The sequence below is a fragment of the Glycomyces salinus genome (genome assembly GCF_016428645.1).
Classification (GTDB): Bacteria; Actinomycetota; Actinomycetes; order Mycobacteriales; family Micromonosporaceae; genus Glycomyces; species Glycomyces salinus.
Genome location: NZ_JAELXW010000116.1, coordinates 1 through 18,922, shown reverse-complemented (window position 1 = coordinate 18,922; position 18,922 = coordinate 1). Strand labels below are relative to the sequence as shown.

Here is an 18,922-nt window from a genome sequence, read left to right as displayed (position 1 = left end):
GATGGGACTGCCCAGGCGCGCGCTGATCGCGACCGCGCCCCTGCTGGGGGCGCTCGCCGCGTGCTCCGACGACGGGGCCGACCCCAATCGGGTCAACCAGATCAACCGCGACCGGTTCGTCTCCGGCGACGGCGCCAACTACCGCTGGGACGACCCCGACGAGCGCCCCGAGGCGCCCGTCATCACCGGCGAGAGCCTCGAAGGCGATCCGCTCGACACCTCCGACTGGGCCGGGGACGTCCTGGTGGTCAACTTCTGGGGCTCCTGGTGCGCCCCCTGCCGCTCCGAGGCCCCGTTCCTGGTGGAGGCGGTAGACCACTATGAGGAAGCGGACGTGCGGTTCGTGGGCGTCAACATCCGCGACACCGTCGACGCCGCCCTCGCCTTCGACGAGCGCCACGGCATCACCTACCCGTCGTTCAACGACTCCGGCGGCGAGATCGCCCTCCAGTTCCTCGACTACGAGGTCGCCCCCAACACCATCCCGGTCACCTTCGTCATCGACCGCGAGCAGCGCATCTTCAGCGTCTGGCGGGAGGACTTCAAGGACTCCGAGACCCTGATCGCCGACATCGACCAGGTGCTCGGGACGTGACCCTCGCGCAGACCGGCCTGGCCGAGACCGCCGCCTCCGGCCCCATCCTCCTCGCCTTCGGCGTGGCGGCCCTGGCCGGAGTCGTCTCCTTCGCCTCCCCGTGCACGCTCCCGCTCATGCCCGGCTACGTCTCCTACGTGACCGGGATGTCCGGATCCGACCTCGCCGAGGGCGGCCGGAAGGGGCGGATACTGGCCGGCTCGCTGCTGTTCGTCGCCGGGTTCACCGCCGTCTACACCACCATCGTCTTCGCGCTCCAGAGCGCCGGGCGGGCACTGCTGGCCAACACCTCCACGCTCGAGACCGCCGTCGGGATCTTCATGATCGTTATGGGCCTGATGTTCATCGGGCTCATGCCGCTGGGCCGCGGCTTCGCGCCCCGGTGGCGCCCGGCCGTCGGCCTGGCCGGCGCGCCGGTGTTCGGCGCGGTCTTCGCGCTCTCGTGGATCCCCTGCACCTCGCCGGTGCTGGCCGCGATCACCGGCCTCGCGGTCATCCAGGACGGCACCGCCCGCGGGATCGGCCTCATGATCGCCTACTGCGCCGGGCTCGGCCTGCCGTTCGTCCTGTTCGCCGTCGGCGTGCACCGGCTCGCCAGGGCCCTGGACTTCTTCAAGCGCCACGGCCGGGCCGTGTCCATCGCCGGGGGCGCGATGCTCATCGCCGTCGGCCTGATGCTCGCCACCGGCGCCTGGACCGACTTCACGAACTGGCTTCGCGCCACCGTCGGAGCGGGGGAGATCTGGATTTGAGCGCTACTCCGGTGAGGAAACTCCGCTCCTTCGGGCGGCGGTGGTGGCACCAGCTGACCTCCATGCGCACCGCGCTGCTCCTGCTGCTGGCCCTGGCCCTGGCCGCCATCCCCGGCTCGACGTTCCCGCAGCGGTCCATCAGCCCCGCCGACGTCGACGCCTACTACGAGCAGTACCCCGGCTGGGCCCCGCTGCTGGACCGGCTGTGGGCCTTCGACGTCTACACCTCCCCGTGGTTCTCGGCGATCTACCTGCTGCTCACGATCAGCCTCGTCGGCTGCATCGTCCCGCGCCTGGCCGCGCACCTCCGCGCCCTCCGCGCCGCCCCGCCCGAGGCCCCCAAGCGGATGGACATCCTGCCCCACCACCGCCGCCTCGAGGTCGAGGCCGACCGGGAACGGGCCGAGGCGACGCTGAAGCGCCGCCGCTGGCGCACCGCCGTCCGCGAGGCCGAGGACGGCACCGTCGCCATCGCCGCCGAGAAGGGCCACCTGCGCGAGACCGGGAACCTCCTGTTCCACACCAGCGTCATCTTCATCCTGGCGGGCGTCGCGATCGGCAGCCTCTTCTCCTGGTACGGCAACCGCATCCTCTCCGAGGGCCCCGAACAGGCGTTCTGCTCCAGCCTCCAGCAGTACGACGAGTACGGCCTCGGCGCCTACGTCGACGAGAACCGGCTCCCGCAGTTCTGCCTCCGGCTCGACGACTTCGAGGCCGAGTTCACCGACGGCGGCCCCACCGCCTACGACGCCGACCTCACCTACACCTACGAAGGCGAGGAGGACGCCTACGACCTGCGGGTCAACCACCCGCTGGGCTTCGACGGGACCAACGTCTTCCTCATCGGGCACGGCTACACGCCCGTGGTCACCTACACCGACCGCTACGGCCTCACCCAGACCCTCCGCAACCCCTTCCTGGCCATGGACGCCGCCCTCAACTCCGAGGGCGCCTTCAAGTTCCCCGACGCCAACCTCGACCCCGAGACCGGCGAGATCGACCCCGACGCCGAGACCGGCTTCGACGCGATCCTCGTCCCCACCTTCGACGACTCGACGGCCATGCTCATCGGCGACGACCCCGAGCTGAACAACCCCGTCCTCGCCCTGACCGCCTACCAGGGCGACCTCGGCATGGACGACGGCATCCCCGAATCGGTCTACAGCGTCGACGAGGAGCAGATCGCCTCCGGCGACCTCGAGAAGCTCAACGACGAGGTCGAGGTCATCGGCCTCGGCGACACCATGGAACTGCCCGACGGCTCCTCCCTCACCTTCGAGGACGTCGAGCAGTACGCGGTCCTCCAGGTCCGCTACGACCCCGGCGGGCCCATCGTGCTCGGCGGCGCGGTGGTCCTCATCGCCTCGCTGCTGCCGATGCTGACCGTTCGGCGCCGGCGCTACTGGATCCGGTGGAACCCCGACGGCGGCGTCGAAGTCGCCGGCCTCAACCGAAACGACTACGACGGCCTCGACGAGGAGTGCGACGAGCTCACCGCCGACATCGCACCGGACTTCGAGCCGCCCGCATCCAGATCCGACCTCGAAGAACCTATCGGGAGCACGCCATGACCGGTGCCGAAGCGGCGAACGCGCTGTTCGTCGGGGCCATCCTCTTCTACGCGACGGCGATGTTCGCCTACGCCGTCGAGTACGCCTTCGACAGGCGCGCCCCCAAGCGCGCCGATGAGCGGCGGCTCGTCGCCGCCGGCGGAACCGCCGACGACCCGCCCGAGGACGACGCCGCCGCGGTCCCGGCCGTCAGCCCGGCCGCCGCCCGCGCCTCCGGGCGGGTCGCCCTGATCCTGACCTACCTCGGGACCGCCGTCCTGGCCGCCTCCATCGTCACCCGCGTGATCCACACCGGACGGTGGCCGTGGGGCAACATGTTCGAGTACACCGTCGGCGTCGCCCTCGCCGGCATGATCACCTGGCTGGTCCTGGTCGGCGCCGGAGGCGTGCCGCGCCGCCTCGGGCTGTTCGCGACCTTCGCCGTCACCATGGTCCTGGGCACCTCGGTGCGCGTCTACACCGAGGCCGGACCGCTGGTCCCGGCCCTGGACTCCTACTGGATCGTCATCCACGTGACCGCCGCGATCGCCGCCTCGGGCGTGATGCTCATCGGCTGCGTCTTCGCGCTCCTGCACCTGCTCAAGCGCCGCTACGACCGGCAGGAATCCGACGGGCGGCAGGTGCGGTTCCCGCTGAACGTCGCCGAGCGCCTCCCCGACGCCACGCTCCTGGAGCGCCTGACCTTCAAGATCCACGTCCTGGGCTTCCCGCTGCTGACCTTCGGGATCTTCGCCGGCGCGGTCTGGGCCCACTTCGCGTGGGGCCGCTACTGGGCCTGGGACCCCAAGGAGGTCTGGGCCTTCATCGCCTGGGTCGTCTACGCCGCCTACCTCCACGCGAGGGTCTCGGGCCGCTCGGCCCGCGCCTGGGCCCCGTGGATCGCCATCACCGGCTACGCGGTGATGCTGTTCAACCTGACCGCGGTCAATCTGATCTTCAGCGGCCTGCACTCCTACGCCGGAGTCTGAGGCGGGGCCGACCGGCTGCGAGGCATCGACGGACAGCGATGCGTCGTGCGCGGTCGGTGAGGGGCCTGGGTATTGAGGAGCCTAGGCATTGCGGGGCCCCAGATCTTGCGGGGCCCCTAGATATAAGGCATCAGCGGGCCGGGCGGCGCGGCAGCGGCCGGTCCGGGACCGCTTGGCCCGCACCGGGTGAGGGACGCCGGCCGGCCCCGGCCGGGCGGCGCGGGGCGACCACGTTCGGGGAGACCGGAATGACGCCGTCCTCGTCGGTCTCGTCGACCTCCAGGCCCAGTTGCTCCCGGCGCGTCACCGGCTTCGGAGTGCCGCCCATGAGGGCGAACAGCAGCACGATGATGCCGATCGTCGCCACGCCGAGGATCGGCAGGATCAGCATGATCGGGTTGATGCCCTCGACCGCGTTGCGTCCGCGGTCGAAGAGGGTCACCCGGACCCCGGCCATGCCGGTGTAGTGCATGCCGCAGATGGCGAAGGCCATCACCACGGCCGCCGAGGTCTGCCAGCGCCAGCCGTCCAGGTACATCCCGCAGAACAGGGCTACCGTGGCGGCGACGACGGCGATGGCGACCGAGGCCCAGAAGTAGGTGCTGTCGTGGGTGATGTCGCCGGAGATGTTGATGGCGGCCATGCCCGAGTAGTGCATGAACACCACGCCCAGGCCCGTGATGGGGCCGGCCATGAGGATCTTGGCGATGGTGTTGCTGCGTCCCATGCCGGCGACGGCCAGGCCGAAGAAGACGGCGGCGATCGAGACGGCCAGGCTGACGAAGGTGATCGCCGGGTCGTAGGCGATGTCGGACTCGGTGACCTGGAATCCGATCATGGCGGTGAAGTGCATCATCCAGATGGCGGTGCCGCCCAAGGCGAACGCGGCGAGTATGATCCACCGCAGCCGTTTGGCCCCCGATTTCACCGATCCGACCTGTCGGCGGGCCTGGGCCATGCACATCAGGGCCAGGATCGACCCGGCGAAGGCGAACCCGAACCCCATGATGGGGTTGACCCACCCGTAAGCGAAGTGGTCGACGTGCTCCATCCGCGGTCTTCCTCCCCAGGTCGCCGCTTGCAGGCAGAATGTTGCATTTTTGCGATCTACGCGATTCGAAACGCTATACGACTACGTTCTGGTGGCATTTGCCAGACGGACAGTTGACCCGTCCCTTGGGCCCGTCTCGTCCCGGTAGTCCAAATTGGGGGCGCTGAGGACGCATATCACCAGGCTGACGATGGCGACCATCGCCAGCAGCAGGATCGGCAGCATGAGCACCAGCGGGCTGACCCCCTCCACCGGCCGCTCGGCCGCGGTCTCGATGCGGACCGCGGCCATCCCCGTGTAGTGCATGCCGACGACCGCCACGCTCATGACCGCGGCCGCGGCCGCCATCGAGCCGCGGCGGTCGACCACGGCCGTGAACCTGAGCGCCACCGTCGCGGCGACCACAGCGATCGCCGCCGAGGCCAGCACCAGGCCCGTGTCGTACCTGACGACTCCGGCCGTCGAGACGGCCGCCATGCCGGTGTAGTGCATGCCCACTACGCCCGCGCCGCACACCAGGCCGCCCAGGACCAGGCGCGGCCAGCCAGCGCCCCTGGTCCCGGAGAGCGACAGTCCGATCCCGACCGCCAGGACCGCCAGCGCGAAGGACGCCACGGTCAGGCCCAGGTCGTAGCCGATGTCCGAGTCGACGACGGTGAAGCCGATCATCGCGATGAAGTGCATCATCCAGATGCCGACACCGCCGATGGCCAAGGAGGCCAGCAGGATCCAGCGAAGACGGGCGGCGGTGGCGGTGGCGGCGCGGGCGTAGCGGGACGCGGACAGGCCCAGATACGAGCCCGCCGCGGCGAAGGCCAGGCCCATCGTCGGGTTGACCCACGCGTAGGTGAAGTGGTCGTGTTCGAGTACTGCGGCCAATGAGTCCATGGGCTGGGCGCCTCCTGAAAGGTTCCCCACCACCGTGCCCCGCGCCGGGACCGGTCCATCGCACAGGCTGTGCGAGATCCGCACGGATTCCGAACGCTCCGGCGGCCCGCCGGGCCCGCCTCCGGCGGCCGCATCCCCTTTAGATGATCTGAGTCGAGGTCGCATCCCCGGGCGGTGCCGGTCTCTGGCACACTGCGGGGTGAGGATTGCTCAAGTGGGCTCGTCTGTGAGGCTCGATTTGAGCTCCGAACGTCTGAATACCGGGCAGGTATGTGTCCGGAATTATGTGGTTTTGGATGAATGGGCCCGCGACGCAGTCGGTAACGTGGTCGACTTCGGAACTCCAGTACGCCCCTGGATTTCGGAGCCCACTTTCGTCATGATGGAATCTGCTGGGCTTCACATGCCGACCCGCCGCCCCGGCGGCGGAACGGCCGCCGGCGCGCGCCGGCCCGCGACAGCACCGGTCCCCACGCCCGGGACCGGTCTGACATAGAGGACCACCCCAGGAGGCTAGAAAAGGTGAGCAAGCGCAGCTCGAACCGAGCGGGTTCAGCGGCCCGACGAGGCCCGTTGGGCATCCCCCGCATCGCCGACATGCGAATCAGGTCCAAGCTGGGCCTGATTCTCCTGGTTCCCCTCCTCGTGCTCGTGGCCGTGGCCGGTCTCCGCCTCTACGACCTGGCCGACCGCGTGTTCGGTGCGGACGACATGGTGAGCCTGGTGGAGTTCAACACCGTGACCGCCGAACTGCGGTACCAGCTCCAGAACGAACGCAGCCTCATCGTCACCTACCTGCGCAAGGACGACGACCACGTCGACGGCATCGACCCGGCCGATTACGACATCGAGGAGCTCGAGGCGCAGCAGGCCCTGACCGACGAGGCCCTGGACCGGTTCAACGACCAGGCCGAGCGGCTCCCGGACCTGTCCGACGACATCTCCAACCGGATCGGCGCGGTCGGCACCCAGTACGACAGCCTCGTCCAGATCCGCCAGGCCGCGGCCGACACCCCCGAGACCACCTCCATCGACGCGACCTCCCGCGTCTACCAGCGGCTGGTCGACGAGCTGGTGACCATCACCGACGTCTCGGCCCGTATCGTCGGCGACGCCGAGATCGCCCGCCAGCTGCAGGCCATCGCCTCGGCCACGATCGTGCTCGAGCAGCTCGAGGAGGAGCGCGCGATCGCCATCAACGTCGGCGACGGCAACCGATTCCTCAACAACACCCGCTGGACCAACTTCGTGACCTTCGCCGGCACCCGCAACCGGGCCGCCGACGAGTTCAAGACCGTCGCCGACCGCGACGAGCAGCTCGCGTTCTTCTACAACCCCGGCGGTCTGAGCACCGACGAGGCCCAGCCGGCCCTGGACTTCGAGACCGCGACCGTCTCGGCCGGCACCGACGGCAACCTGACGGTCAACGCCGACATCCTCGCCTCCTACGACGCGATCCTCGACAACGGTCTGAACTACGTCACCGACGAATCCGAGGCCGTGCTCGAACAGGCCCGCGCCGACCGCGACTCGCAGATCTTCCAGCTGCTGCTCGAGGCCATCCTGATCCTGGCCGCGTTCGTCATCGCCACGGTGATCGCCCTGATCATCGCCCGCAACATGGCCAGCGGCCTGCGCCGCCTGCGCGAGGGCGCGCTGGACGTGGCGCACGTGAGCCTGCCGCAGGCGGTGGCCCAGATGCGCGACGCCGAGTCGATCGGCAACCGGACACCGGACGAGGTCGCGGCCGAGTCGGGCGCGGTGATCAGCCTCGACCAGCGCGACGAGGTCGGGAACGTGGCCCACGCGTTCAACATCGTCCACACCGAGGCGATCCGCATCGCCGCCGAGCAGGCGGCCCTGCGCGCCAACGTCTCCCAGATGTTCATCAACCTCGCCCGCCGCTCCCAGAACCTGGTCGACCGGCTCATCGGCCACCTCGACCACCTCGAGCGCGGCGAGGAGAACCCCGACCGCCTGGCCGAGCTGTTCCAGCTCGACCACCTGGCCACCCGAATGCGCCGCAACGACGAGAACCTGCTGGTGCTCGCCGGGGCGGACTCGACCCGCCAGGAGCGGCACCCGGCCCCGATCAGCGACATCCTCCAGGCCGCCCAGTCCGAGGTGGAGCAGTACACCCGCATCGAGTTCGGCCACGTCGAGGCCGAGCGGGAGGTCAAGCCCGCCGCGGTCAACGACCTGGTCCACCTGGTCGCCGAGCTGATGGACAACGCCACCGCGTTCTCCCCGCCGGAGGCCGGAGTCCTGGTCACCGCCGACCAGATGCGCACGGCCGACGCCCCGATGGGGGCGATCCGGGTCCGCATCATCGACCGCGGCATCGGGATGCCCGCCGACCAGATCGAGGCGATCAACCGCCAGCTCGGCGAGTCGGCCGACGTGATCGACCTGGCCTCCTCGCGCATGATGGGCCTGGTCGTGGTCGCCCGCCTGGCCAGTCGCCACAACGTGGCCGTGGAGCTGCGGCCCGGCGAGCAGCAGGGCATCGTCGCCGAGGTGATCCTCGGCGAGGAGGTCCTCACCGAGCCGCGGCTGCCCGAACGCGGAAGGGGTCCCGGCTCCGGCGAGACGGTCTCGCTCGACCGCGGCACCGGGCCGCGCGGCGAGCTGTCCGCGGCCGACACCGGCGCCCTGCCGCGGGTGCCCGAGAGCCCGGCCGGGCTGTTCGACACGGTCGCCCCGCACAGCCTCCAGTCCCCGCCGCCGGCCGAGCAGCAGCCGCCGCCGTACCGGCCCAGCGAGCCGACCGCCCCGCCGATGCCGTCCCAGCCGCCGGCCGGCCACCGCGAGCCGATGACCGGCGAGCACCCCGTGCAGGAGTCGGCCGAGCCGGGCTTCATGTTCCGGCCCGGAGGGGTCAACGAGCAGCAGCACCGCTCCAACGGCAAGGTCATGGAGGTGACCGGGGAGATCGTCTCCTCCGAGCACGTGGCGCTGCCGAAGATCCAGCTGGAGGCGGCCCCGCAGGCCGAGCCGGAGCCGCAGCCGCCGTCGTGGCCCGAGGCCGCCGGCGGCCCCGGCACCGAGGCCCCGCGCAAGACGATGCGCTCGGACCGGGTCTCGGCCGTGGACGCGACCACCGAGCTGCCGATCTTCCGCGAGGTCGAGTCGGCCTGGTTCAAGGCGGTCACCCCGGCCCCCAAACCGGTCGAGGACCCTGAGCCGCAGGCGGCTCCGGAGCCCGCCCCCCGGCCCTCTGAGGTGGCGGACGGGCCCGGGCTGAGCTACGGTGAGCGGAGTGCGGAGGACACCCCGGTCTCCGCTCTGGAAGACGCCCAGCCGTCCCCTCCGCAGCCCACGGAAGGCGCGAACATGTACACCTCGCCCGCGAGCGCCGAGCCTCCCCGAGCAGAGCCGAGCGCTCCGCCCGCACCGAGTGTGGAGTCCGGGTTCGAGCGCAGGCGCCTGCAGTCCGCGGAAACCGAATCGAACTCCGGTGACTCCTACGCCTGGCGGACGGCCGCCGACGACGGGTGGAGCCGGGTCAACAACGCCTTCGCCGAGTCGGTCGGCAGTGAAGAGACCACTTCGGCGGGACTTCCCAAGCGCCGGCCCATGGAACGGCTCGTTCCGGGCGGCGTGCAGGAGACACAGGAGACCGTCAGCGCGCAGAAACGCAACCCCGAAGGCATTCGGGGCCTGCTGTCGGCCTATCACCGTGGAGTGCAGCGAGGACGTGGCAATGATGGCAACTGAGCCGCTTTACCGCACGGTCGACGCTAAGGAGCGCAAACGATGAGCACTGGTGGAACTACGGTCCAGGACCTGGGCTGGCTGCTGGCGGGGTTCGCCGAGCGCGTGCCGGGAGTGGCGCACGCCGTGGCGGTCAGCGCCGACGGCCTGCTGCTGGCCTCCTCGCGGGACCTGCCGAGGGACCGCGCGGACCAGCTGTCCGCGGTGACCTCGGGTCTGGTGAGCCTGACCCAGGGGGCCTCGCGCTGCTTCGAAGGCGGCGCGGTCCTGCAGACGGTCGTCGAGATGGACCACGGGTTCCTGTTCCTGATGTCCATCAGCGACGGTTCGTCGTTCGCCGTACTGGCCTCGAAGAACTGCGACGTGGGCCAGGTCGGCTACGAGATGGCCCTGCTGGTCGACCGGGTGGGCCAGGCACTGACCCCTTCGGCGCGAAGCTGAACGTGGCTCTCCGCCGCGGCGGGGCCGTCCCGGACGTCCTGTGCGACCAGTGGCCGCTTGGCGCGTGGGACGCTGACACGGTAGGCTCCACTCGATGCGGTTAGCACACGAGCGGGTCGAACTGAACAACCCCTCCGTCGCACCCCCAGGCGACGGGACCGCCTCCGCAGGCGGCGGTTACGGATAACTGACAGGGCTGCCCGGCAGGGATTGTGGGATCCCGGCCCGGGCGGTTGGAGGTAGAAATGGTCCTCGGTGGTGATGAGCCTACCGGCTCACTCGTCAGGCCGTACGCGGTCACGCGCGGCCGGACGCGACCCCAATTGGAGATCGCCCTCGAAGCGTTGGTGGAGACCACCGCGCGCGGCCGGTCGGGGCAGTTCCTCGGCGGTCGTGAGCAGAAGGTGATCGTCGACCTCTGCGGCGGCGGCAGGCTGCAGTCGCTGGCGGAGATCGCCGCCCGTATGGAAGTGCCCCTCGGCGTGGCCCGCGTCCTGGTTGCCGACATGGCGGCCGATGGCTTGTTGGCAGTGCACGAACCCACCGGATTCGGCGACGACGCCGCCGACGAAACGGTCGGAACCGAACTCCTCGAGCGCGTTCTCAGTGGACTCAGGAGGCTTTAGACCCTAATGAACCAACCCGCAGACACCTCTCGCGTGACCTCCGCGAAGATCGTCATCGCCGGCGGATTCGGCGTCGGCAAGACGACTCTTGTCGGATCGGTCTCCGAGATCACCCCGTTGACGACCGAGGCGATAATGACGTCGGCCTCAGAGGGCGTCGACGACAACAACCTGGTGCCCGACAAGGCCACAACGACCGTCGCGATGGACTTCGGCCGTATCACCATCGACCAGGATCTGATCCTGTACCTGTTCGGCACGCCCGGCCAGACCAGGTTCTGGTTCATGTGGGACGAGCTGGTGCGCGGCGCGATCGGCGCGATCGTCCTGGTCGACACGCGACGTCTGGCCGACTGCTTCTCGGTCATCGACTTCTTCGAGCACCGGAAACTGCCCTACCTGGTGGCCGTGAACTGCTTCGACGGCGAGCGGCTCCACGACCTCCAGGACATCCGCGACGCACTCCAGGTGTCCCCGGACGTGCCGCTGCTCTACACCGACGCGCGGAACCGCGAGTCGACCAAGCAGACGCTCATCAAGCTCGTCGAGTACGTGCTGTCGATGCGTCGCACCCGCACCGTCGGCGTCGGTTGATCGCCCACACTACCGACGCCGGCCCTGGCGGGGTCCGCGAGTCGTGAGCCGGCGGCCACGGCGAGGCTCGCGCCCCGCTGAACGGACATGTCCGGGCTGACCCATCCACCTGGACCAGAACCGAACGAGGGGCCCCGAGGCGAAAGCCTCGGGGCCCCTCGTTCGGTTCTGTCACACGACCTTCGGTATCGACCCGGTGTTGGTCAGCGCCTCGTTCAGCAGGGGGCCGACCTGCATGGTGAACTGGCCGAGCTCGTAGCCGAGCTGCTCGCGGTCGCACCGGGACACCGCCAGCAGCGTCAGGCAGATCTGGGGGCCGACGGGCGCGGCCAGCAGCACGCCCTCGGCCATCTCGACGATGACCTGCTGGGTGGGGCCGTGGCTCATGGCCCTACCGGCGCCCTCGCCGATCGACAGGAGCCCGGAGCCGATGCTGGCCAGCTGGTCGGCGCGCTCCTTGGGGAGCCCGGACGAGACGGCCAGGGGGATGCCGTCCACGCTCACCAGGACCGCGTGCGACAGGCCCGGCGTGCGGGCCACCAGCGACCCCAGGAGCATGCTCAGCGAGCGCTCGTAGACGCCCAGGTTGGCGCTCATCGCGCCGCCATCCTCTCATTCCGGCGGCCCGCGGCACTGCCGCCGCGCGCCCTGCCCCAGCCCTTGAAGTAGCCGGAGGTGTTGTGCGCCAGCATCTCCGCGTCGCGCTCGATCGGCTCGTCGGAGACCGGTCCCTGATCGGGGATGACCGAGCCGGGCACGAGGTTCGCCTGCGGCTTGCGCCGCGGGAGCCCGGACGGGGTGGTCGGCTCCTCGGCCTCGGGCGCGTCGCTGACGTGGCGGGCGGTGCGCCAGCCGTCGTCGCCGGGCAGCTGCCAGGCTTCGTTGTCCGGCTCCTCGCTCTCGGGGCGCTTGAACCAGGCGGACTTGGCCTGGCCGAAGATCAGCAGTCCGTCGTCGTCGCCGCCGAGCGCCTCCAGAGGCGGCGCGTACTCCTCGCGCGACTGCGCGGGCTCGCCGACCGGCAGCCCGGCCGGTTCGGCGCGGCGGCGGCGGATGCTGCGGGTCGAGCCGGTGTCGTCGACCGCGCGGTCGTCGGGGAGGACCTGGGTGGCCTCCAGGTCGGGGGAGATCAGCGAGTGCAGCTGCGAGGCCGGGTCGAGCGAGCGCAGGCTCTCGCGGTCGGGGAGGTCGCCGGGGAGGCGGACGGTCCGGTGGGTCTCGGCGCTGCGGCGGTGCCGGCGGCCCTCTGCGGGCTCCTCGGCCTCGAGGGCGCCCGTGGTCTCGGGTCGCGGGCGGCGGGCCTGCAGCAGCCCGATCAGGCCCTCCAGCGAGCGGTCCCAGGCGGCCACCGCCTCGGCGGTGGCCGAGACCGAGGGGGCCACGGTCGGGTCGTCGCCGCCGCCGATCTCGCGGATGGCCTCGGTCAGGGCGCCGGCCATGGCCGCGACCTGCCCGGGATCGGCGATGGTGGCCAGATCGGCGGCCAGGTCCTCGGTGGAGATCGACTGGATCGCGCCGGGCTGGGGGAGCCGGGTCAGGATCGCGACGGCGTTGGCCTCGCTGGGGTCGTCCCAGGCGGCCAGGGCCGCGGGGAAGACCGCGCGCAGCAGGCAGGTGAGGGCCTCGGCGGCGTCGCGGCGCGCCTTGGCGGCGACGGTGACGGTGTCGAGGATCGGGCGCATGGCCGCGATCTCGGCCCGGACGCCGAAGGGGGAGGTGCACCGCACCTCGCCGGTGGCCAGGCCCCGGGCGAGGGCGACCGCGGAGTCGAGGGCGTCCTTCGGGTGGGCCGAGGGGCTCTCGGCCTGGACGACGAGGTTCCCTGAGGCGGCGGCGAACTCGGCGAGCGGGCCCACTTCGCCGTCGATCGCGATGGTCACCGGGAAGGAGTCCTTGGCCTGACGGGCGAGCAGGCAAGCGAAGCGGACCCAGCCGCGGGGATCGTCGGTGAAGGTGTCGGTGGCCAGCAGGCCGCCGCCGGCGACGACGAGGGCGACCGCGCACGCGGCGTCCCCATGACCCGAGGAGGGATCGGCTCTATGGTCTGTGGTGATGCCGCAGAAGACTTGCACCCGCAGAACTCCTCTCGTAGGGCGGTCCGGCAGGCGCCAACCCCGTCGCTGCATGGACATTCGCCCGGCCCGTTTATAAGTCCGTTATCAGTTTTCCGCAGAATACCCTCAACCGCAAGCCGGAGGTGAGTGCGGTTCGCGACCCCGCCGGGGCGCTATAGTGCGCCATTCCGTGCTTATTCGGACTCGCCGTGCCATTCGACGGAGCGGTTGATCTTGGCGATCACTCCGCGCCACGCGATGGCCGCGCTCTCGGAGCCGGTCTTGCGAAGTCGGCGTTTGGCGAACATCCCGCGCACCCCTCCGTCCACAATGGCGCGAAGTGCCTCGTCGACGTCGTCCAGCGGCGATCCCGGCGCGAGCGCCTCTATCACCGAGGTGTTCTTCAGCGCGTACCCGAGGTCGCGGCCGATCTCGGCGGCCTTGATGAGCAGCTCCGGATCCCACGCGTCGTGCCCGCCGCGCAGGTTGGTCGTCACCAGGTCCAATTCGTAGATGTCGTCTTCATCACAGGTGATGTCGTCAGCCGAGAGGCGCTTCTGGAGATCGGCGTACTCGTCGATCGCGGTCAGGTCGTTGTCGTCGGAGGAGCGCACGTACTTCACCAGCGACTCGGCGTCCCGGAACAGCTGGAGCCTGCCCTTGCGGGTCAGGAACACCGGGACCTCCTCGGGCACGGCGTCGAGCACGTCGACCTCGTCCTCGTCCTCGAACTCGGCGTCGTCGGGAACGTCGCCCGACTCCTCGTCCTCGGGGTTCTCGGCCACGTCGGGACGCTCGTCGTCCTCCTCGCGCTCGGCGGCCGCGGCGGGCGCACCCGGCAGGGTGTCCGACATCCGGTAGGCGCGCAGGGTGTAACCGGAGTCCTTGCCCAGATGGATCTCCACCGGGTCGACCCCGGTCTCGTTCCAGAGCTTCTCGGATTCGGCTGCCATGTCGCGGTCCTCCCGTAGTCGTCAGCTGGGAATCAGCCTACGACCACCACACATCCGGCGCGCCACCCGGGCTGTGCGTCGCCTCCCGGCGCCGGGGCCGCGCGCGCCGCGGCGCCGGAGTGGACCGGACCGACTACAGTGAGCGTCCGGATCGCCCTCATTCGGGCCGAAAGGCCCCGCCCCCGAAAGGACGACCTGTGTCCGGAGCCGACGTGTTCACAATGGAACCCGACCGCGTCCACCGATCGGTGGAGGTCCTGTTCGACGTCGAGTCGACCGTGGACCGCCAGACCGAGGCCATATGCGAGCGGACCGCGACCGTCGCCGACGACCTCCGGGACGGCGGCGCCGCCCTGGGTCCGGCGCTGGCCGGAGCCGCCGAATGGTGGCGCCTCGACCGGGCCGGCGGCTTCACGGGCCTCGCCGGCCACACCGGCGAATACCTCGCCACCTGCGCCGAGGAGGCCGTGGAGGTCGACCGGTTCAACGCCGCCGCCTTCACCGCCCACGCCGACCTGGACCGCTACCCCGGGCGCGAGGGCGCGAACGACTCGGCCCGCCCCGAGCACTAGGCGCGGTCCATGAGCGAGATGACCTGGCAGCAGCTGCGGGACCTCGACTGCGGCCCCGTCCGCGACCTCGGAGAGGCGTGGAAGGCCCACGCCGAGGCCATGGCCGAGCAGACCGAGCGCGTCCGCGCCGACGTGATCGAGGGCCACCTCGGGCCCGACCATTTCGAGTCCGACACCGCCGACCTCGTCCGCGAACAGCTCGGACTCACCGCCGACCGCTTCGACGACGACCTGTCCGACTACGCGACCGTGCGGATGGCGACCACCCTGATGGAGACCGCCGACGCCCTCGAGGCCGAGCAGCGCGAACTCGGTGAGCTGATCCCGCTCATCGAGTCCCACGGCCTCGAGATCGAAGGCGGCCCCGGCGGCTACGACGTCGGCATGACCGGCGACCTCAAATGGTCGATCGCCCGGCTCGATCCGCCCCAGTGGCTGTGCGACCGGGTCGGAGTGTCCAAGCCCGACGGCGTGCTCGACCCCGCCCGCCTCGAGAGCCTGTTCAACGCCGCCGACCTCATCGCCTCGGCCTCCGGCCTGGCCGACCAGTACGGAGACTGGCTGCGCGCGATCATGTCCCGCGCCCACGACGCCGACGACGAGGCCGCGGCGGCGATGTCGGCGATGCGCGAGAACCCGCCCGGACTGCCGCCCCGGCTCGGCGCGTCCTACGACGACCTCGTCGACGACTACCGGAGCGGCCTGAGCGGCGAGGCCGCCGAGGAGCTGGAGGCGATCGCCGGCGGCGACGCCGAGCTGTCGCCCGAGCAGGTGAGCCAGTGGTGGGAGGGCCTGAGCGAGGCCGAGCGGGAGGCCCTGATCGAGCGGCACCCCGAATGGGTCGGCCCCGTCGACGGCATCCCGGTCGACGACCGCGACACGGCCAACCGGGCGTGGCTGGACGAGCGCATCGAGGCCCTGGAACCGGGCGAGGAGACCCGGGACGACCTGATCCGCCTGCGCGACCGCATCACCGATGCCGACGGCTCTCCGGCCTCGTCCGGCGAGACCGGTCAGCCGTACTGCCTGCTCGGCTTCGGCACCGAGGGCAGCGGGCAGGCGATCGTCTCGATCGGCGACCCGGACGCGGCCGACAACGTCAACACCTACGTGCCCGGCACCGGGGGCGGCCTGGCGGGAGCGACCGGCCTGCTGGACCGCGCCGAGTCCATGGCCTTCGACGCCGACAGGTACGGGACCGGGGAAGAGACGGCCACGGTGATGTGGATGGGCTACGACGCCCCCGACGACCTCCTGGAGGCCGCCGACGACAAGTGGGCGAGGGAGGGCTCGGAGGGACTGGAGTCCTTCACGAGGGGGCTGAGGGCCACCGGCGAGGGCGACCCGGCCGAACTCACGCTGACCGGCCATTCGTACGGCTCCACGATGGTGGGGACCGCCGCGAGCACCGAGGGAGTCGAGGCCGACAACGTGGTGTTCGTCGGCTCTCCGGGCGTGGGCACCGACACGGCCTCGGCGCTGGGGGTCGACGAGGACGACGTCTGGGCCACCAGGAACGACCAGGACGTCATCAGGTACGGCATGGTCCACGGCACGGACCCGACCAGTGCCGAGTTCGGCGGCAACGAGTTCCGAAGCGACTCACCTAGGGAGAACAGCGAGTGGTGGAGGTTCTGGGAGGCCCCGATCGGGAACCACAGCTCTTATTGGGACGAGGAGAACGAGATCAGCCGCAGGAACCAGTCGCTGATCGTGACCGGCCAGGGGAGCGGTGTGCGATGACCGAACCGACCGAGACCCCGCCGGCGAGCGCGTACACCCAGGCCGAGGTCTACGCCCCGATGGAGGCCGAGGTGGCCGACCTGGTGGAGGCGCTGCCGGACTTCCCGGGTTTCGAGCGGCGCTCGTGGGCCGAACTGCCGTGCACCCACGACGGGATGCGGGTCCCCGGCTACACGAACGTCGAGCTGCGATACCGCCTCTCGATACCGGACTCCGAATCCGACCTGGTCCGCCAGCGGTACACGGACATCGCGCGGACCCGCTGGGCCGACCGGGGCCTGGAGATCACGGCCGACCTGGAGACCGACCTGGGGCACCGAGTGGACCGCGAACTGGTCGCCGTCCGCGACGACGGAGTGAAACTCTGGTACTCCGTGGCCCGCTACGCCGCGCTGATGGTGCAATCCGGCCCGGTCCCGACCAGCGGCGAGACCGAGATCGAGTACATCCCGCCGGCGGGCGGCATCACCCCCGGCGGACCGGGCGACAAGGTGAGCCGCTACTTCCCGGAAGGCATCCCGGCAGAACCGGCGACCCCCTTCGAATCCCCTGAACACTACGAGAACGACCTATGACCGGCCCCGCCGCGAGCCCCGCCGTTCCAGGCCGCGGTGGACGGCCATAGCGATCGGACCGATCGCCTTGGCCCCCGGCGGGTTCCTCCTCCCGGCATCCGCCGCTCCACCGCAATATCGATGAACGGAGTCCGCCGGACGCCGGTAAACGCGATCTGGTCTCGTCGAAGTCGGAGCGGCTCGCCTGGATCGTGTCGGCGTTGCCGCGGATCCAGTCGAACATCGCGGCCAGGGGCTCGCTTGTGCCCTTGCCGAGCGCGGTCAGGCCGTAGGTGACCTTCGGCGGGGTCGTCGGCTCGACCTCCCTCCACACCAGGCCGTCGCGGACCAGGTTGCGAAGCGTCTGGGACAGCATCTTCTCGCTGATGCCGTCGATCCGTTCGCGGAGTTCGAAGAAGCGGGCCCGCCCGTCGCGCAGCGCCATCAGGACCCACACGCCCCAGCGGCTCGTCACGTGGTCGAGCACCTGCACGGCCGGGCAGTTGGAGTGAAACACCTCACGACCGTCCGGCGGCCCCCATGCGTCGAGCTGTTTTCCTCCCGCCATGTCATGAGCTTACTTCAAAGTGCGTTCTTCCCGATCCCGTGCGGGCTTTCTACCTTGGGGTTCGGCAACAGCGTCGAAAGGAAGCGCCATGATCGCAGTAACCGGAGCCACCGGCAACATCGGACGCCCGCTAGTCGAGATCCTCACCGCCGCGGGCGAAGCCGTCACCGCCATCTCCCGCAACGCGGCCGAACTGCCCGCGGGTGCCGTGCACGTCGAGGCCGACCTGTCCGACCCGGCGAGCCTGCGGCCCGCCTTCGAGGGCGCCGAGCGGCTCCTCCTGCTCACTCCCGGAACGCAGTTCGACCTGCCCGCGATCGTCGCCGCCGCGAAGGACGCGGGCGCCGAGCGGGTCGTGCTGGTCTCCTCGCAGCGCGTCGGATCCCGGCCCGAGGAGGGGCTCGGAGCCATGGAGGCGGCCGTGACGGAGTCGGGTCTGGAGTGGACCGTGTTGCGGCCCGGCGGGTTCGCCTCCAACGCCTACCTGTGGGCCGAACAGATCAGGGCCGAACGGGCCGTGGCGGCGCCGTTCGGCGACGTGGGTCTGCCGGTCGTCGACCCGGCCGACATCGCTGATGTCGCCGCGATCACTCTGCGCGAGCGCGGACACACTGGACGGAGGTACACCCTGACCGGCCCGGCCCCGGTCTCCCCGCGCGAGCAGACCGCGGCGATCGCGGCGGCACTGGGCGAGCCCATCGAGTTCGTTGAGCAGACCCGCGACCAGGCTCTCGAAACGCTGAGCCGCATGTGGCCCGCCGAGGTCGTGGAGGCGATCTTGAAGGTCCTCGGATCACCGAATGAGGCGGAGCGGGCCGTCAGCCCCGAGATCGAAAACCTCACGGGCCGCCCGGCCCGCTCCTTCGCCGACTGGGCCCGGCGAAATACAGCCGCATTCCGCTAGAGGCCAGCTCCGCCGACCGGAACACCCTCGCGAACCGAATCGACGACCGAGGCCCTTTCCACTGACACTGAAACAGGCGATGATCCGGGATCGGCCCTCGGTGGAGGGCTCATGTCGGGGTCGGTGTCTGGCTGTCGGGCTGTGTGGGACCGGCTTCAGGCGATCGGCGACGACGAGCGAATTGGAAGGTCGGTGTCGGTTCCTGACCGGCGGTTCGCAGGGAGCGCGGTTGCTGAAGCAGCGGCAGTAGGGACAGTGAAAGCAGGGGCGGCGGTTCGGGGCTCGTGTCCGGTGCCGGGGACACGGAGAAGGGCCCGCCGGGTGTACCTGGTCGGGCTGCGATGGTGGAGTGGGTGGCGGTGTGGTGTCGCGGT

17 protein-coding genes and 1 pseudogene are annotated in these 18,922 nt (G+C 70.5%); 12 read left to right on the top strand and 6 right to left on the bottom strand.

Annotated elements, in window-relative coordinates:
• Nucleotide 1 precedes the first annotated feature (1 nt).
• The 4 genes from JFB92_RS21840 to ccsB are packed head-to-tail and all read left to right on the top strand — an operon-like array spanning nt 2 to nt 3,886.
• Nucleotides 2-595, top strand: a complete 594-nt coding sequence (locus tag JFB92_RS21840) for a TlpA family protein disulfide reductase (RefSeq protein ID WP_199043590.1) — start codon at nt 2-4, stop codon at nt 593-595.
• Nucleotides 592-1,347 carry a cytochrome c biogenesis CcdA family protein gene (locus JFB92_RS21835; RefSeq protein ID WP_307789243.1) on the top strand — a complete coding sequence of 252 codons (756 nt, stop codon included), beginning with the start codon at nt 592-594 and terminating at the stop codon, nt 1,345-1,347. The genes JFB92_RS21840 and JFB92_RS21835 overlap by 4 nt, the downstream gene beginning before the upstream one ends.
• Nucleotides 1,344-2,918 (top strand): cytochrome c biogenesis protein ResB, encoded by a 1,575-nt coding sequence (gene resB / locus JFB92_RS21830; protein WP_233163649.1) that lies wholly within the window; start codon nt 1,344-1,346, stop codon nt 2,916-2,918. The genes JFB92_RS21835 and resB overlap by 4 nt, the downstream gene beginning before the upstream one ends.
• Nucleotides 2,915-3,886, top strand: a complete 972-nt coding sequence (gene ccsB / locus JFB92_RS21825; protein WP_199043589.1) for a c-type cytochrome biogenesis protein CcsB — start codon at nt 2,915-2,917, stop codon at nt 3,884-3,886. The genes resB and ccsB overlap by 4 nt, the downstream gene beginning before the upstream one ends.
• A 130-nt stretch (nt 3,887-4,016) precedes the next feature.
• On the opposite strand, the gene JFB92_RS21820 is transcribed toward ccsB, so the two are convergent.
• Both JFB92_RS21820 and JFB92_RS21815 read right to left on the bottom strand, forming a co-directional pair.
• Nucleotides 4,017-4,937, bottom strand: coding sequence for an MHYT domain-containing protein (locus JFB92_RS21820; RefSeq protein WP_199043588.1), 921 nt, complete (start codon nt 4,935-4,937; stop codon nt 4,017-4,019).
• A gap of 81 nt (nt 4,938-5,018) precedes the next feature.
• Nucleotides 5,019-5,825, bottom strand: a complete 807-nt coding sequence (locus tag JFB92_RS21815; RefSeq protein ID WP_199043586.1) for an MHYT domain-containing protein — start codon at nt 5,823-5,825, stop codon at nt 5,019-5,021.
• 573 nt (nt 5,826-6,398) lie between these two features.
• On the opposite strand from JFB92_RS21815, the gene JFB92_RS21810 reads away from it, so the two are divergent.
• From JFB92_RS21810 to JFB92_RS21795, 4 genes are all read left to right on the top strand, one after another.
• Complete coding sequence (locus JFB92_RS21810) at nt 6,399-9,542, top strand: sensor histidine kinase (protein ID WP_199043584.1); 3,144 nt, start codon at nt 6,399-6,401, stop codon at nt 9,540-9,542.
• A gap of 39 nt (nt 9,543-9,581) precedes the next feature.
• Nucleotides 9,582-9,980: a roadblock/LC7 domain-containing protein gene (locus JFB92_RS21805; RefSeq protein WP_199043577.1), complete on the top strand. Its 399-nt coding sequence runs from the start codon at nt 9,582-9,584 to the stop codon at nt 9,978-9,980.
• Nucleotides 9,981-10,225: 245 nt separating this feature from the next.
• On the top strand, nt 10,226-10,606 hold the full coding sequence (locus tag JFB92_RS21800; protein ID WP_199043574.1) for a DUF742 domain-containing protein: 381 nt from the start codon (nt 10,226-10,228) through the stop codon (nt 10,604-10,606).
• A gap of 6 nt (nt 10,607-10,612) precedes the next feature.
• Nucleotides 10,613-11,200 carry a GTP-binding protein gene (locus JFB92_RS21795; RefSeq protein WP_199043572.1) on the top strand — a complete coding sequence of 196 codons (588 nt, stop codon included), beginning with the start codon at nt 10,613-10,615 and terminating at the stop codon, nt 11,198-11,200.
• Nucleotides 11,201-11,371: 171 nt separating this feature from the next.
• Here JFB92_RS21795 and JFB92_RS21790 read toward each other — a convergent pair whose 3' ends face one another.
• The 3 genes from JFB92_RS21790 to JFB92_RS21780 all read right to left on the bottom strand — a co-directional run bounded on the left by JFB92_RS21790 (nt 11,372) and on the right by JFB92_RS21780 (nt 14,207).
• Entirely contained in the window at nt 11,372-11,797 is a 426-nt protein-coding gene (locus JFB92_RS21790) for a roadblock/LC7 domain-containing protein (protein ID WP_199043571.1), read from the bottom strand.
• Complete coding sequence (locus tag JFB92_RS21785; protein WP_199043570.1) at nt 11,794-13,272, bottom strand: hypothetical protein; 1,479 nt, start codon at nt 13,270-13,272, stop codon at nt 11,794-11,796. The genes JFB92_RS21790 and JFB92_RS21785 overlap by 4 nt, the downstream gene beginning before the upstream one ends.
• Nucleotides 13,273-13,448: 176 nt before the next feature.
• On the bottom strand, nt 13,449-14,207 hold the full coding sequence (locus JFB92_RS21780) for a SatS C-terminal domain-containing protein (protein WP_199043569.1): 759 nt from the start codon (nt 14,205-14,207) through the stop codon (nt 13,449-13,451).
• Nucleotides 14,208-14,404: 197 nt separating this feature from the next.
• Here JFB92_RS21780 and JFB92_RS21775 point away from each other — a divergent pair, with 197 nt between their 5' ends.
• Genes JFB92_RS21775 through JFB92_RS21765 form a run of 3 tightly spaced genes read left to right on the top strand, consistent with a single transcriptional unit; the run spans nt 14,405 to nt 17,097 of the window.
• Nucleotides 14,405-14,779, top strand: a complete 375-nt coding sequence (locus JFB92_RS21775; RefSeq protein WP_199043564.1) for a hypothetical protein — start codon at nt 14,405-14,407, stop codon at nt 14,777-14,779.
• 9 nt (nt 14,780-14,788) lie between these two features.
• Nucleotides 14,789-16,522: an alpha/beta hydrolase gene (locus tag JFB92_RS21770; protein ID WP_199043562.1), complete on the top strand. Its 1,734-nt coding sequence runs from the start codon at nt 14,789-14,791 to the stop codon at nt 16,520-16,522.
• Nucleotides 16,519-17,097: a hypothetical protein gene (locus JFB92_RS21765; protein WP_199043560.1), complete on the top strand. Its 579-nt coding sequence runs from the start codon at nt 16,519-16,521 to the stop codon at nt 17,095-17,097. Before JFB92_RS21770 ends, JFB92_RS21765 begins: the two co-directional genes overlap by 4 nt.
• Nucleotides 17,098-17,299: 202 nt before the next feature.
• Here JFB92_RS21765 and JFB92_RS27065 read toward each other — a convergent pair.
• Nucleotides 17,300-17,644: pseudogene (locus JFB92_RS27065) on the bottom strand (winged helix-turn-helix transcriptional regulator); the annotation flags it as partial.
• Between the two features lie 88 nt (nt 17,645-17,732).
• On the opposite strand from JFB92_RS27065, the gene JFB92_RS21755 reads away from it, so the two are divergent.
• Nucleotides 17,733-18,548, top strand: coding sequence for an NAD(P)H-binding protein (locus JFB92_RS21755; RefSeq protein WP_199043556.1), 816 nt, complete (start codon nt 17,733-17,735; stop codon nt 18,546-18,548).
• Nucleotides 18,549-18,922: the final 374 nt, after the last annotated feature.

Bases quoted from the DNA above. Each gene is read 5' to 3' on its own strand.
- JFB92_RS21805 (WP_199043577.1), top strand. From the start codon at position 9,582: ATGAGCACTGGTGGAACTACGGTCCAGGACCTGGGCTGGCTGCTGGCG.
- JFB92_RS21820 (WP_199043588.1), bottom strand. From the start codon at position 4,937: ATGGAGCACGTCGACCACTTCGCTTACGGGTGGGTCAACCCCATCATG.
- JFB92_RS21780 (WP_199043569.1), bottom strand. From the start codon at position 14,207: ATGGCAGCCGAATCCGAGAAGCTCTGGAACGAGACCGGGGTCGACCCG.
- JFB92_RS21770 (WP_199043562.1), top strand. From the start codon at position 14,789: ATGAGCGAGATGACCTGGCAGCAGCTGCGGGACCTCGACTGCGGCCCC.
- JFB92_RS21840 (WP_199043590.1), top strand. From the start codon at position 2: ATGGGACTGCCCAGGCGCGCGCTGATCGCGACCGCGCCCCTGCTGGGG.
- JFB92_RS21795 (WP_199043572.1), top strand. From the start codon at position 10,613: ATGAACCAACCCGCAGACACCTCTCGCGTGACCTCCGCGAAGATCGTC.
- JFB92_RS21790 (WP_199043571.1), bottom strand. From the start codon at position 11,797: ATGAGCGCCAACCTGGGCGTCTACGAGCGCTCGCTGAGCATGCTCCTG.
- JFB92_RS21755 (WP_199043556.1), top strand. From the start codon at position 17,733: ATGATCGCAGTAACCGGAGCCACCGGCAACATCGGACGCCCGCTAGTC.
- JFB92_RS21815 (WP_199043586.1), bottom strand. From the start codon at position 5,825: ATGGACTCATTGGCCGCAGTACTCGAACACGACCACTTCACCTACGCG.
- JFB92_RS21800 (WP_199043574.1), top strand. From the start codon at position 10,226: ATGGTCCTCGGTGGTGATGAGCCTACCGGCTCACTCGTCAGGCCGTAC.
- JFB92_RS21765 (WP_199043560.1), top strand. From the start codon at position 16,519: ATGACCGAACCGACCGAGACCCCGCCGGCGAGCGCGTACACCCAGGCC.
- ccsB (WP_199043589.1), top strand. From the start codon at position 2,915: ATGACCGGTGCCGAAGCGGCGAACGCGCTGTTCGTCGGGGCCATCCTC.